The sequence below is a fragment of the Actinoplanes sp. NPDC004185 genome (assembly GCF_053603475.1).
Map to the genome: position 1 here is coordinate 1 of NZ_JBSGFR010000028.1, position 14,497 is coordinate 14,497.

9 protein-coding genes and 1 pseudogene are annotated in these 14,497 nt (G+C 72.1%); 3 read left to right on the top strand and 7 right to left on the bottom strand.

Going from position 1 to position 14,497, the window contains the following annotated elements; genetic code table 11:
- Positions 1-1,245: nSTAND1 domain-containing NTPase (locus ACWEOZ_RS26680; RefSeq protein ID WP_451913410.1), on the bottom strand; the 1,245-nt coding region annotated here is incomplete at its 3' end.
- Positions 1,246-2,776: 1,531 nt separating this feature from the next.
- Positions 2,777-2,992 (bottom strand): FmdB family zinc ribbon protein, encoded by a 216-nt coding sequence (locus ACWEOZ_RS26685; protein WP_451913411.1) that lies wholly within the window; start codon positions 2,990-2,992, stop codon positions 2,777-2,779.
- Between the two features lie 590 nt (positions 2,993-3,582).
- Here ACWEOZ_RS26685 and ACWEOZ_RS26690 point away from each other — a divergent pair.
- The 3 genes and pseudogenes from ACWEOZ_RS26690 to ACWEOZ_RS26700 form a co-directional block, all read left to right on the top strand.
- Positions 3,583-5,145 (top strand): lytic murein transglycosylase, encoded by a 1,563-nt coding sequence (locus tag ACWEOZ_RS26690; RefSeq protein WP_451913412.1) that lies wholly within the window; start codon positions 3,583-3,585, stop codon positions 5,143-5,145.
- Between the two features lie 81 nt (positions 5,146-5,226).
- Complete coding sequence (locus tag ACWEOZ_RS26695; RefSeq protein WP_451913413.1) at positions 5,227-6,246, top strand: GNAT family N-acetyltransferase; 1,020 nt, start codon at positions 5,227-5,229, stop codon at positions 6,244-6,246.
- 92 nt (positions 6,247-6,338) lie between these two features.
- A pseudogene (locus ACWEOZ_RS26700) lies at positions 6,339-8,681 on the top strand (lamin tail domain-containing protein); the annotation flags it as partial.
- Between the two features lie 52 nt (positions 8,682-8,733).
- Here ACWEOZ_RS26700 and hemB read toward each other — a convergent pair.
- The 5 genes from hemB to ACWEOZ_RS26725 form a co-directional block, all read right to left on the bottom strand.
- On the bottom strand, positions 8,734-9,723 hold the full coding sequence (hemB, locus tag ACWEOZ_RS26705) for a porphobilinogen synthase (RefSeq protein WP_451913414.1): 990 nt from the start codon (positions 9,721-9,723) through the stop codon (positions 8,734-8,736).
- A gap of 167 nt (positions 9,724-9,890) precedes the next feature.
- A complete protein-coding gene (locus tag ACWEOZ_RS26710; RefSeq protein WP_212986481.1) occupies positions 9,891-11,477 on the bottom strand; it encodes a bifunctional uroporphyrinogen-III C-methyltransferase/uroporphyrinogen-III synthase in 1,587 nt (528 codons plus the stop codon).
- Positions 11,474-12,403, bottom strand: coding sequence for a hydroxymethylbilane synthase (hemC, locus tag ACWEOZ_RS26715; RefSeq protein WP_451913415.1), 930 nt, complete (start codon positions 12,401-12,403; stop codon positions 11,474-11,476). The genes ACWEOZ_RS26710 and hemC overlap by 4 nt, the downstream gene beginning before the upstream one ends.
- Positions 12,400-13,695 carry a glutamyl-tRNA reductase gene (locus tag ACWEOZ_RS26720; protein WP_451913416.1) on the bottom strand — a complete coding sequence of 432 codons (1,296 nt, stop codon included), beginning with the start codon at positions 13,693-13,695 and terminating at the stop codon, positions 12,400-12,402. Before ACWEOZ_RS26720 ends, hemC begins: the two co-directional genes overlap by 4 nt.
- Complete coding sequence (locus ACWEOZ_RS26725) at positions 13,692-14,432, bottom strand: redox-sensing transcriptional repressor Rex (RefSeq protein ID WP_451913417.1); 741 nt, start codon at positions 14,430-14,432, stop codon at positions 13,692-13,694. Before ACWEOZ_RS26725 ends, ACWEOZ_RS26720 begins: the two co-directional genes overlap by 4 nt.
- Positions 14,433-14,497 lie beyond the last annotated feature (65 nt).

Here is a 14,497-nt window from a genome sequence, read left to right on the forward strand (position 1 = left end):
ACCCACGAGCTTCCCCGCGAGCCGGCCCAGCGCGGCGCCCACACCGCCCGGACCGGGCCGGCCGCCGCGCGCCGCGACGGCCCGGGCAGCCAGCAGGGTCGCGGCGTCGGCCGGCGCCAGCTGCGGGATCCGCCAGACCAGTTCACCGGGTACGCGCAGCGACGTGCGCGAGGTGGCGAGGACGTCCAGCCGCCGGCAACTGGCCAGCAGCCGGCGCACCAGCTCCCGCGCGGCGTGGTGCCGGGCCTCGCAGGTGTCGAGGATCAGCAGCACACGACCCTCGGCGCAGCGCTCGATGAGGCTGTCGAGCAGCGGCCGGGCCGGCTCACGCCGAACACCCATCGCGGCGGCCAGCGCCTCGGCCGGATGCTCCTCGGCGAGATCGACAAGCCAGATGCCGTCCGGGTACGCCGCCCGCAGCTCCTCGGCGACGGCCACGGCGAGCCGGCTCTTACCGGCCCCGCCCGCCCCGGCCACGGTGACCAGGCGATGCGTGGAGATCAAGCCCTTGAGCTCGGCGATTTCACTCTGCCGCCCGACGAACGGAGTGACCGCGGCCGGCAGGTTGTCCACGGGCGCGCCGGGAGTGCGCGGCCGGGGGAAGTCACGTGCGAGCCCGGGAGCGACCAGCTGGAAGAGCCGCTCGGCATCGTCGAAGCCACGCAACCGGTACGGGCCCAGGTCGAGCAGGTCGACGCTTTCGATCAGCGGCGCCTGGGCCGCCCGACGCTCCCGGTGCGACTGCCGGACCCCGCTCGCTCCCACCCCCACAAGCTCCGCGCCGCTGGGAACCAGGTCGCGCGACCAGGTGGAGACGGCCAGCGCGGTCGCCTCGGAGCAGAGCACCTGACCCCCGTGCGCAGCGGCGGCAACGCGAGCGGCGCGATGCACCTCGGCGCTCGTGTACTCACCGGCGACCGGAACGGCCCAACCGGTGTGCAGACCCATCCGAACCCGCGGTGCCGCGTCAGCGCTCGGCCACGGGTACGCGGCGAGTGCACGCTGTGCTGCCACACAGGCGGAGACGGCAGCGGCGGCGTCCCGGAACGCCACGAAAAAGGAGTCACCCTCAGTGAAAAGCTCGGCGCCGGCGTAATTACTCAGCGCTGCGCGCACGACGCCACGATGGGCATTGAGCACACGGCCATAACCTTCGCCGAGCATCCGGGCGAGCCGCGTGGACCCTTCGATGTCCGTAAACATGAAGGTCACAAGCCCGCTCGGCAGCTCGGTCCGTCCCGACACGGTGAGAACCTCCGCCCCCTTGGGAAGTCGCGCTTCATGCTGCCGTACCGCAATCACACGGCACATCGTAGGAACGGTCGGTAACCGCCCTCCCGCCACGGCCGACCCCGCAAGGGCGACCCACGGTCAGGGTCATCGACGGTCACGCACGGCACTACGCGTGACGTAACGACGAGGTTCACGTTCTGGTTGCGCCGCAGTCGGCCAATTCCACCGACCCGTTCGGACGGCCTCGCAGGAGTAGCCCTTTGTGCGACTCCATGAGGTCACCTGACGATCACCACAGTGTTACGCCGCAGGACCGGCCACAGTCGACTGAAATAGCAGATGCGGGTGGGTGGCCCGGTGATACGTCGGGGCGGAAATAGGTGATGGGCTCGTGTGCGGGTGCGTCCTCCCGGCTGAGGTAGCCGGCGCGGCGCGTTTGGTTGTGGGCGCTCGGGTTTTGCGCTGTTGTTGAGTTTCTGGGTTTGGGGTGGCTTGGGTCGCCGTTGTGGGCGGCGATTGAGTGACGGACTGGCTGTCCGGGTCTGGTGGTGGGGTTCGGGTTGTTTGTTCGGTTGGGCCGGGCCGGCACGCTCAGGTCCGCGGCCAGGTTTGCGTGTGGGACCGCGTGGTCGCCAATCGGGCGTCAGGCGTTGACCGGGCACTCCTGGGTGGTGTGGCCCGTCGCAGGTTTGCCAGCTGCGGCTGGGGCTGCGGCTGCGGCTGGGGCTGCGGCTGCGGCTGCGGCTGCGGCTGCGGCTGCGGCTGCCCGGATTGTGGTTCCGGCGCGGGGTGGCCGGTCGGGCTGCGCCGGGCGTCGGTTTCAGCCGGCCACTCAAGTTGCGGTCCGGCGCAAGGGCAGCCGTCGGGCCGCGCCTGGCGTTTCGTTGCGGTTGCCCATCTAGGTTGTGGTCCGGCGCGGGCAGGGCTGGTCAGGCCACCCCAGCTTGGTCGGGGCTTGCCCGGTCGGCGTCGTGGGTGTTGCCTGCTCGTCGGTGCCGCTGAAGCCCCGCGGTCAGTCAGGCGACCGGTCCGCCAAGCCGCCTTGGCGGCTGACCCCCCACGGCTGGGGCAACTGCCGCCGGCAGGTCGGCGGCAGCAGGTGCAGCCGCTCTCGCCGCCGTCGGCCCTGGGTGCGCACGGCGGTGACCTCAGCCGCTGGATGGAGGCTGGATGCATGCCGCTGTAACTCGGCAAGTCTCCACCGCCTGCAGCGAGCAGGATGCAGGCTGCTGCGCCCGGCAATCAGCCTTCATCGGCAGCGATTTGGGCGTAGGGAGTCAAGGTGACCACAGAGGCCGTCGACATCCACGTCGCGGCCAGCCGCTTCCCGGCTGACTCGGCGGGCGTAGCTGCCAGCCGCTTCCCGGTGACTCGGCGGGCGCAGCTGCCAGCCGCTTCCGGCTGACTCGGTGGGCGTAGCTGCCAGCCGCTTCCCGGTGACTCGGCGGGCGCGGCTGGCAGCCGCTTCCGGCTGACTCGGCGGGCGTGGCTGCTAGCCGCTTCCGGCTGACTCGGCGGGCGTGGCTGCTAGCCGCTCGGCTGCTCAGCAGCCGCAGGCGCCGCCGCAACAGCCTCCGCCGCCGCCTGATTGGGGGGCGGGCGTGGCGCCGCTGCGGCCTGTCACGGCGACTGTGGACAAGAGTTTCACTGTGTCGGCGTGGCCCTGGGGGCACGTCGCGGGGGCGGCGGATTCGGCCATCGGCCGGTTCAGTTCGAAGGTGTCGCCACAGGCGCGGCAGCGGAAGTCATAGCGCGGCATGAAGACAGGGTATGGCTCCGCTGGGACACTTCGTCGCCCTGGTCGTCCGGGCTGTGGATAACGCATCGGGCGGGGTTCGTGGGCGCCGGGGGTCGCTGTCGCCCGGTAGTGTCGTTCGGGTGGCGGACGGGCAGGACAGATCCCCGAAGCGGCGCGGGCCCCGGCCTCCGGCGCCGCATCTTGACGGGCCCCTTGGTAGCTCCGGCGCGGCGCCTGAGGAGGTGTTTCCGGCGGCGGGCTCAGTGGGGGGCGACGATGCCGTGCGGGCGGTTGGTCAGGCGGGCGAGTCGGGTTCCGGGACGGCGACGTCCGAGCCTGCGTCCGACAAGTCGGACTTGGCGGCGGAGAGGGTGACCGGTCGCCCGGGCGGCACATACCAGCCGAAGGTTGTGGCGACCGGCGCGACGAGTGGCACGTACCAGCCGAAGGTTGTGGCAACCGGCGCTACGGGTGCTTCAGCTGCCGGGCCAGGATCAGGGACCGACGAGGGCGAGAACGCGGCTGCCTCCACAGGACCGGCGGCCAGCGGCGCCGCACCGGCTGCAGGTGCTACGACTGGGGCGTCGGCGGACACGGCAGGCAAGGCAGAGGTGAAGGCCGGGCCGGAGAAGAAGGCCGACGACGGCAAGGCGGCCGCCCGGCCTGCCGACGACGGCAAGGCAGCGGACGGCAAGACCGCGGACGGCGAAGCCACGGACGGCAGGGCCGCGGAATTGGCCGCGACGGCCAAGCCGGACGGGGAGCAGGCCAGCGGCGCCGCTACAGCGGCCGGCGATCTCGGCGGCGACGGGTCGACGGCCAAGACCAAGACCGGATACAAGCCCTACTCCGCCGACAAGGCCGGCGAGACCGACAAGACGGCCGGGACCGACAAGACGACCGGGACCGAGAAGGAAGCTCCCCCCGCAGACAAGGCGGACAAGGGCGGCAGTCCCCCGGACAAGGCCGCCGCCGAAGGCAAGACCGCTGCCGAAGGCAAGGCGGGCACCGGAGGCAAGGCGGGCACCGGAGGCAAGGCGGGCACCGGAGGCAAGGCCGGCGACAAAGCCGAGGCCCAGAACAAAGACGAGGCCCCGAACAAGGACGAGGTCAAGGCCGAGGACGGCAAGCCCGGGAAAGACGACAAGGCCGGGAAAGGCGACGGCAAGCCCGGGGACAAAACCCCGAGCACAACCGCCCCCACAGCAGCCGCAGTAGCCGCCGCCTCGAAGGGCCGGGCCACCCGCGTGCTGCGCCGAGCCAATCCCGTACGCGTCGTGCGCAGCACCGCCCGCAGCACCTCAGCCTGGGCCAAACGCCCCAGCGGCCGCCTGATTCTTCCCGCCGTCATCGCCGTTCTTCTTCTTGGCGCCGCCGGGACGGCCGGTGCTTATCTCGTACCGCGGGCTTTGCAGTCGGTGCCGACGCCCAGCGTGACGCCCGGTTTCGGCCTTGACGCCGACGCTTCCGCCGGGGCTTCCGCCGGTTTGCCGCCGGGGCCCGGCGGCCTTCCCAGCGCCTCCGCTCCCGTTGTCGGCGGGGTCGTGCCGGGCACCCAGCCCCAGGTCGGCGGTGCGGTCGGCGGCGCCCGGCCGGCCGATGTGCTTGCTTCCTGGGCGCAGGACACCGGCACCCGGGCCGGCATCCCGGTTGTCGCCGTGCAGGCTTATGGCTACGCCGAGCTTGTCGTCGCCCGGACCACCCCCAGCTGTCACCTGAGCTGGACCACGATCGCCGCTATCGCCAAGGTGGAGTCCGCGCACGGCTCGGCCAACGGCGCCGTCCTCAATGTCGACGGGTCGGTTGCTCCGCCGATTTTCGGGTTGCCGTTGGACGGTAAGGGTGGACGGCAGGAGATCCGGGACACCGATCAGGGCGCGCTCGACGGTGATTCGCAGTTCGATCGGGCGCTGGGTCCGTTGCAGTTCATCCCGCAGACGTGGAATTCGATCTCTGTCGGCAATGGTGTTGATGCCGACAACAATGGTGTTTCCGATCCCAACGACATCGATGACGCGTCGCTGGCCGCGGCCAAGTACCTGTGTCAGGGCGGGCGGGATCTCGCTCGGCCGGATGCCTGGTGGGACGCCATTTTGTCGTACAACGCGGTGCGGCCGTACGCGCAGAAGGTGTTCGAAGCGGCCAACGAATACGGGCAGCGCAGCCGGGTCTGATCGACAACCCACAGTGACGGGTCGCGTACATTTGTCCACCCGGCACTTCCCTGAAGGTCCATGTACCGGCAAGCTGTACGGGTGAGGGTGCGTGAGTGGGATCCCCGGACCGCGTCGGCGGGGGAGATCCGATCGCTCGTGGAGACGTACAACGCGGTGCTGGCTGCCGATCTCCCCGACGATCCACCGTGGCAGGACGTCCAGGTGGTCGACTACCTGGCCGAGACCATGCCCGGCGAGCGCCGGATCAGCTGGGTCGCCGAGGACGACCGGCTCGCCGAGGGTGAGAGCACCATCTACGGCCACGTCAGTGTCCTGCTGCTCGGCGACATCGGCGTGCTGGAGGTCATGGTCCATCCCGACCTGCGCCGCCGCGGCCTCGGCCAGCAGCTCGTCGCGGTCGCCGCGCGCCGCGCCTATCTCGAGGGTTTCTCCTCCATCGGGGTCGAGGCCATCGGCGACACCCCGGCCATCGCGTTCTACGAGGCGCTGGGCTTCGAGCAGGAATACGTCGAGACCCGCAGCGTCCTGACCCTGTCCAGCGTGGACTGGAACGCCCTGCACGCCATGGCCAACGGCATCAGCGCCGGCTACCGGGTCGAGTACCACCCCGGTGGGCCGCCGGCCGAGCTGCTGGAGGCGTACGCGCAGGCCAAGCTGGAGGGGCAGGACGATGACAACGACCTGGATCTGCGGCCGAGCTCGTCCGATCCGCAACGCCTGCGGGACAGCCTCAACACGCTGCACCGCCGGGGCCTGAAGCCGTACATCGTGCTGGCCATCCACGAGGCTTCCGGCGCGGTTGCCGGGCTGACCGAGGTGGTCGTGCCCGCGCAGCATCCCGAACGCGCCGACCAGTACGACACCATCGTCGTCCGCGAGCACCGCGGTTACGGCATCGACCGGGCGATCAAGGCCCGGATGCTGTTCGAGCTGCGGTCCGCCGAGCCCGGCCTGCGCGAGGTGCAGACCTGGAACGCGCAGCACAACGAGTCCATGCTCAAGGTCAACGCGGAGCTGGGCTTCCAGTCCGACCGGGACTGGTACGAGTACGGCGTGGACGTGGCTCAGCTGGTGCAGAGACTCGAGCCGACCGACTGAGCTGTGGAGGCTCCGTGCGCTACCGCCGCTTCCTGCCCTTGCTCACCGTTCCGCTGCTGACCGCCGCCCTGTTCCCCGGCGTGGCCCGGGCCGCCGACGAACCGCTGACCGTCGGCGCCGTGCAGGGTCCGACGTCGGACGACGAGAATCCGCGCACCGACCGGTCACCGCTGGCCAACCCGTCCGGCAACGGCACGAGCAGCGTCCTGTACGACGTACGCGGGGTCGTCACCCAGCGCACCCTGGCCCGCACCGCCGCGGGCGCCGACCAGCACGGCTTCTTCCTGCAGAGCCGGGCGGGCACCGCCGACGGCGACCCGGCCAGCTCCGACGGGATCTTCGTCTTCATGGGCGCCTTCACGTCGCTGATCGGCGGTTACGTGCCGGCCGTGGGCGACGAGATCGTGGTCCGGGCCCGGGTGTCGGAGTTCTTCTCGCTGACCCAGCTGTCCGGGGCCTCGCTGGTCACCAAGCTGGCCGAGGGCGTGCCGCTGAGCGACGTCCAGGTCGACGACGCGGCGCCGCCGGGCGAGCTGGCCGCCGCGGACCGCTTCTGGGAGCGGCATGAGGGCATGCAGCTGCGGGTCCGCGACGGTGCCGGGGTCGTCGCCGGCCGCAACGTGTTCGGCGGCACCGCCGATTCGGAGATCTGGGTCATCGACCGCGACGATCCGCTGCTGGACCGGGCCGACCCGTACGCCCGGCGGGTCTTCCGTGACGCGCACCCGCTGGACAATCTGCCCGGCCGGGTCGACGACGGCAACGGCGACCGGGTGCTGCTCGGCACCATGGGCGTGAAGGCGACCGCCGCCGACAGCAGCGTGCTGCTGCCGCCGGCCAGGACCTTCGACCTGCTGTCCGGCGACGCGGTCGGCGGCCTCTACTACTCCTTCAACAAGTACGGCATCCAGCCGGCCACCGCCGCGTTCACGCCCGGTGTGGACCCGTCGCGGAACAATCCGCCGAAGGCCGCCGCGCGCAGCACCGAGTTCGCCGTCTCGACGTACAACGTGGAGAATCTGTACGACTTCCGCGACGACCCGTTCGACGGCTGCGACTTCACCGGCAACACCGGCTGCCCCGGCGTCAGCCCGCCCTTCGACTACGTCCCGGCGAGCGAGGCGGCGTACCGGGAGAAGCTGGCCGACCTGGCCGACCAGATCGCCGCCGAGCTGCACTCCCCGGATCTGATCCTGGCCCAGGAGGCCGAGGACCAGGACATCTGCACGGTCACCGGCGGCGCCCTGAGCTGCGGCGCGGTCAACGACGCGGACGGGCAGCCGGACACGTTGCAGGAGCTGGCGCTGACGATCAGAAGCAACGGCGGACCGGCGTACGCGGCCGCCTACGACCGCACCGGCGCCGACGCCCGCGGGATCACCGCCGCGTTCCTCTACCGCACCGACCGTCTCTCGCCGGCCCCCGCCACCGCGGCCGACCCGGTGCTGGGCGCGGCACCGCAGGTCACCTACCGGGGCGCCCCGCTGCCCGGCAACGCCGACGTGTCCAACCCCAAGGCGCTGAACGCGGTCCTGCCGGCCGACGTGGACAGGTCGACGGGCGTGGACGGCCCGAACGTCTTCACCCGGGCGCCGCAGGTCGCGCTCTTCGACGTCAAGGCAGCGCCGGGTGCCGCCGAGCGGTTCCAGCTCTGGGCGGTCAGCAACCACTACTCGTCCGGGCCGGACACCCGGGTGGGCCAGCGCGCTGAGCAGGCCGCGTACGGGGCGGCGATCACCACGGCGATCGAGGACACCCACGGGCAGGCGCGGATCGCGTACGGCGGTGACCTGAACGTCTTCCCGCGCCCCGACGACCCGGTGCCGTCAGCGCCCGGCGATCAGCTCCGCCCGCTGTACGAGGCCGGGCTGCACAACCTGTGGGACGACTTGGTGGCGGACGCGCCCTCGTCGGCGTACTCGTACGTCTTCGACGGCTCGGCGCAGACGCTGGACCATCTCTTCGTCAACGACGCCCTGCACGGCGACCTGATCGAGATGCGGGCGGCGCACCTCAACGCCGACTGGGCGGCGGCGGACGAGACGAACGGCTCGAAGGGCTCCAGCGACCACGATCCCCAGGTCGCCCGCTTCCACTCCCGGGCGGCACTGTCGGTTGCGGACGCGAGCGTGGCCGAGGGAGACCGCGGCACGACGTCGCTGGTGTTCGCGGTGACGCTGTCCCGGCCGCTGAGCCGGTCGGTGACGGTCTGTGCGAGCACGGTGCCGGGGTCCGCGTGGGTGGGGGCCGACTTCACGCCGTACCTGGGCTGCCGGGTCGTGCCCGCGGGCGCGACCGGTCTCACCTTCCCGGTGCAGGTCCGGGGTGACCGGTGGAAGGAGCCGGACGAAAAGCTGACGCTGGTGGTCGCGGGCCCGGCCGGCATCCGGCTCGCGGATGCCCGCGCGACGGGCACGATCCAGAACGACGACTGAGCCCACCCGCGGCGGAAAACCCATGCAAGTTCGTTACATGAGGGGTACGGCGTCAGTAGCGTTCGCGCAGCAGCTGAGCGGCCTCGGTGGCCCAGTAGGTCAGCATGATCTGGGCCCCGGCCCGCTTGATCGAGGTCAGGGTCTCCAGCATGACGCCCTGCCGGTCGATCCAGCCCTTCTCCGCGGCCGCCTCGACCATCGCGTACTCGCCGGAGACCTGGTACGCGGCGACCGGCACGTCGACCCGCTCCCGCACGGCGGCGATCACGTCGAGATACGGCAGCGCCGGCTTCACCATGACCATGTCGGCCCCCTCGGCGACGTCCAGCTCGACCTCGCGCAGCGCCTCGCGGACGTTGCCCGGGCTCTGCTGGTAGGTGCGGCGGTCGCCCTGCAGGCTCGACTCGACGGCCTCCCGGAACGGGCCGTAGAAGGCGCCCGCGTACTTCGCCGAATAGGCCAGCACCGAGACGTCCTGGTGACCGGCCTGGTCGAGGGCCTTGCGGACCACCCCGATCTGGCCGTCCATCATCCCGGACGGGCCGACGACGTGCGCCCCGGCCTCGGCCTGGGCGACCCCCATCCGACCGTAGATCTCCAGGGTGGCGTCGTTGTCGACCGTGCCGTCGGGGGCGAGGACGCCGCAGTGACCGTGCGAGGTGAACTCGTCCAGGCACAGGTCACCCATGACCACGGTGGCGTTGCCGACCTCGGCGATCAGGTCACGGAGTCCGACGTTGAGGATGCCGTCCGGGTCGAGGCCGGCCGAACCGGTCTCGTCCTTGTTGGCGTTGTCCGGGACGCCGAAGAGCATCAGGCCACCGACCCCGGCCGAGACGGCCTCGTGGGCGGCCTTGCGCAACGACTCCCGGGAGTGCTGCATGACCCCGGGCAGGGAGCTGATCGGCCGCGGCTCGGTCAGACCCTCTTTGAGGAACAGCGGCAGGATCAGCTCGGCCGGGGCGACCCGGGTCTCCTCGACCAGGCGCCGCAGGGCGGGGGTGCGTCGCAGTCGCCGCGGACGCACATCGGGGAACGCCATGCTCACTCCCTCAGCCAGGCCGGCCGCGTGAGCCGGCGGAACCGGGCCGGTCGGGCAACCGCCCCGGCCAGGCCGGCAACAGCGCCGGTCCGGCGAACCCGAGGCCGACACGGAGCCGGCCCGGCAGTGCAGCGGACCGGCCCGTCACCGGGCCGGTCCGCGTGAGATCAGCGGAAGCGCAGGGCCGTCGGGCCCTGGACCTTCGAGCCGCGGCGCTGCTTGGCCGGCATCGCCGCCAGCTTCTCGCGCAGCTCCACCGCGTACGACGCCAGGGCCTCGACCAGGTCGGGGACCGACGCGTGCTGCGGCTGGACGTCGACGCGCAGGCCGAACTCCGTGGCCGTCTCGGCCGTCTTCGGGCCGATCACCGCGACGACCGTGCGGGCGTGCGGCTTGCCCGCGATGCCGACCAGGTTGCGGACCGTCGAGGACGAGGTGAACAGCACCGCGTCGAAGCCGCCCGACTTGATCGCGTCGCGGATGTCGGCCGGCGGCGGGGCCGCGCGGACCGTGCGGTATGCCGTGACGTCGTCGACCTCCCAGCCGCGCTCGATCAGGCCCGCGGCCAGCGTCTCCGTGGCGATGTCGGCCCGCGGCAGCAGCACCCGGCCGACCGGGTCGAGGATCTCGTCGTGCGGCGAGAACTCGGCCAGCAGACCTTCGCTGGACTGGTCCCCGGCCGGGATGAGCTCCGGCTGGATGCCGAACGCGCGGACGGCGTCGGCGGTCGCCTCACCGATGCAGGCGATCTTGACGCCGCCGAAGTGGCGGGCGTCCAGGCCGTGCTCGGCGAACTTCTCCCAGACCGCGCGGACCGCGTTCACCGAGGTGAAGACCACCCAGGCGTACCGGCCGTCGACCAGGCCCTTGACCGCACGTTCCATCTGCGCGGGGGTGCGCGGCGGCTCGACGGCGATCGTCGGCACCTCGCACGGGATGGCCCCGTACGCCCGCAGCCGGGCACTCATCGCGCCCGCCTGCTCCTTGGTGCGCGGGACGAGGACCTTCCAGCCGTACAGGGGGCGGTTTTCCCACCAGCTCAGCTTGTCGCGCTGGGCGACCTCCGCGCCGACGGTGAGCACCACCCGGCCGGTGAAGCCGAGCGCCGCCGCGACGAAGCTGTCCACCGACGAGGTCGTCGTGTACTGCGTCTCGCCGGTGCCGTCGCCGGTCACGCCGACCGGCGTGCCGGGCTCGACGCCCGCGGCCAGCAGGCCGTCGCGGACGGCGGCCAGGTCACCGGCGTCCACGGCGACCGCGAACGAGCCCTTGACGGCGGCCGCGGCCAGCGCGTCGAAGTCGAGCGCGGTGACGTCGTCGATGTCGGCCGCGGTGCGCACGCCGGGCAGCGGCACACCCGCGTAGGTGGCCACCCCCTCGGCCTGGCCCAGGCCGGGCACGACCTCGAAGTGCACGGCGGTCCGGGCGACGGCCTGGACCTCCTTGACGACGGCCTCGTGACCGAACGGGTCACCGGCGACCAGGTGCACCGCCGACAGGCCGGACTTGGCCGCGGAGAGCAGCACCTTGGCGACGTCGCCGGGTGCGCCCTCGGCGGGGCTGAACTGGGTGTCGCCCTTGGCTTCCGCCCGGATGGCCGCGAGCAGCGACTCGGGCACCCCACGGTCGTAGACGACCTGGTCGGCGTCGGCGAGGGTGTCGTGAGCCCGGCGGGTCAGCAGGCCGGGATCGCCGGGTCCGGCGCCGACGAAAGCGATACGCCCTGCGGACTTGCGGGCGGTGCGGGTGGTCATTCTGTGCTCCCCATCAGGGTGTCGGCGCCGTTGTCGAGGAGATCGGCGGCGAGCGCCTTGCCGATCTCCGCCGCGTCGGCGGGCGTTCCGGTGCGCGACAGCCGGACAGCTCGGGCCCCGTCCGGGCTGATCACCGCACCGCGCAGGTAGATCTCGTCGCCTTGCTCGCCTTCGGCGAGCTCGGCGTGTGCCGCGACCGGTGCGGAGCAACCGGCCTCGAGCGTGGCGAGCATCGCCCGTTCCGCCGTGACGGCGGCGCGGGACGGTGCATGATCGAGTGCGGCCAGCAGCTCGACCAGGTCTGCGTCGTCGGATCGGCACTCGATCGCCAGCGCACCCTGGGCGGGGGCGGGCAGCATGAGCATCGGGTCCAACGTCTCCGTGATCTCGGCGGCCCGGCCGAGACGCACCACGCCGGCCCGGGCCAGGACGACCGCGTCGAGGTCGGCCTCGGGACCGAGCACCCTCGCGATGCGGCTGTCGACATTGCCGCGGATCGGCGTGACCTGCAACTGTAGGCCCAAAGCATGCAGTTGCGCGATTCGGCGCACCGCGCCCGTGCCGATCGTGGCGCCCGGCGCCAGCTCCGCGAGGGTCTTGTTGTCGCGCGCGATGAGCGCGTCCCGCGGATCCTCGCGCGGCGGGATCGCCGCGATGTGCAGGCCCGGGTGCTGGGCCGTGGGCAGGTCCTTGTACGAGTGGACGGCGAAGTCGATCTCCTTCGCCGTGAGTGCGTCGCGCAGCGCGGAGACGAAGACCCCGACACCGAGCTGGGCGACCGGCGCGCGGGAGCGGTCACCGGCTGTGACGATGCGCACGAGCTCGACCGGGCGGCCGGTCGCGGCGGTCAAGGAGTCGGCGACGAGCTGGGACTGGGCGAGCGCGAGGGCGCTGCCCCGGGTGCCGAGGCGCAGCGGTGTGCTCACGCTTGTCCTCCGATCTCGGGTACGGCGTCGGCCTTGGTGGCGTGCGGGACGTCGAGGTCGAACAGCTCCCGCAGCAGGGCCGCGTACTGGTCTCCGCCGGGCTCGGCGGCGAGCTGCCGGACCCGTACGGTCGGCGAGTGCAGCAGCTGCTGGACGACCCGGTGCAGGGTACGGGAAACGTCGGCCCGCTGCTCCTCGGTGAATTCCGGCCGGCGCGACGAGAGCTTGCGCAGCTCGGCGCTGACCACGTCGTCGGCGCGGGTGCGCAGGGCGGCCACGGTCGGCGCCACCTCGGCTCCGCGCAGCCAGGAGAGGAAGTGCTCGACCTCGGCGGCGACGATCTGCTCCACCGCGGCGGTCTCGGCGGCGGCCGGCAGGGTGCGCCGGCTCGAGGCCAGGCTGTCGATGTCGACGACGGTGACCCCGGGAAGCTCGCCGACCTCGGGAGCCACGTCGCGCGGCACGGCCAGGTCGAGCACGACCAGCGGCTTCTCCCGGCCGGCCAGCATGGCGGCGGTGAGCACGGGCTCGGTGGACGCGGTGGCGCATACCACGATGTCGGCCGCGGCGATCGCCTGGTCGAGCGCGTCGAACGGGACGGCGGTGGCGCCGTACGCCTCGGCGAGACGGCCCGCCCGGGCCGCGCCGCGATTGGTGATCTGCAGGGGACCCACGCCGGCGCGGGTCAGCGTGGCCACGGAGAGCGCGCCCATCGAGCCGGCGCCGATCACCAGGCCGGTGCGCCCGGACAGCTCGCCGCCGAGGGTCGCCGCGGCCACCTCCAGGGCGGCGGTGACGACGCTCTGGCCGGCCCGGTCGATGCCGGTCTCGGCGTGCGCCCGCTTGCCGACCCGCAGCGTCTGCTGCATCAGCTCGTGCAGCAGCCGGCCGGCGGTGTCCGTCTCGGTCGCCGCGTGGTACGCGTCGCGGAGCTGCCCGAGGATCTGCGCCTCGCCGACGACCATCGACTCGAGGCCGGCCGCGAGCCGGAACGAGTGGCGCACGGCCGCCTCGTCGTAGTGCACGTAGAGGTGGGCGGCGAGGTCCTTGGCGCCGATGCCGGAGTGCTCGGCGAGGACGTTGCAGACGTCGCCGAGGCCGCCGTGGAAGCCGGAGACGGCCGCGTAGATCTCGACGCGATTGCAGGTGGACAGCACCACCGCCTCGCCGACGTACGGCTGCGCGACGAGCTTCTCCAGCACGGCCGGGATGTCCGGGCCGGCGATCGTGAGGCGTCCGAGGGTGTCGACTCCGGCTGTCCGGTAGGACGCACCGACGCTGAGCAGATTCACGACCCGACCGCCTCCTGGTTGCCCGCCTCCGGTGAACGCCCGCCGGGGATCGCGGTCAGCGACGCCTTGCGGTGCTCGTGGAAGGAGAGGATCTGCAGTTCGATGGCGAGATCGACCTTGCGCACGTCGACGCCCGCCGGGACGGAGAGCACGCAGGGCGCGAAGTTGAGGATGCTGGTGACCCCCGCGGCCACCAGATCGTCGGCGACGGCCTGCGCGGCGCCCGCCGGGGTGGCGATCACGCCGATGGTGATGCCCTCCTCGACGACGGCCTGGCCCAGCTCGTCGATGTGCCGCACGGTCAGGCCGTTGAGCGGCTTGCCGACCTGCTCGGCGTCGGCGTCGAACAGGGCCACTATGCGGAACCCGCGGCTGGCGAATCCGTCGTAACCGGCCAGTGCGTGGCCCAGGTTGCCGACGCCGACGAGCGCCACGGCGCGGCGCTGGTCGAGGCCGAGGATGTACTCGATCTGGTCGATGAGCAGCGCGACGTCGTAACCGACGCCGCGGGTGCCGTACGACCCCAGGTGGGAGAGGTCCTTGCGCAGCTTGGCCGAGTTGACCCCGGCCGCCGCGGCGAGACCCTCGCTGGAGACCGTCTCGGAACCGGTCTCGGCGAGGTTGTGCAGGGCGCGAAGGTATTCCGGTAGCCGCGCGATCGTCGCCTCCGGAAGATCCGGGAAGGCCGGGACTGCGCCGGTGGTGGCCGACGTGTTTCCTTGACGCTGCTGACTCATCTGACTCCGTGCCGACGAGGCGAACCTACGGTGAGCCCTGCTGCAGGTCCTGGACCGGTGACGCC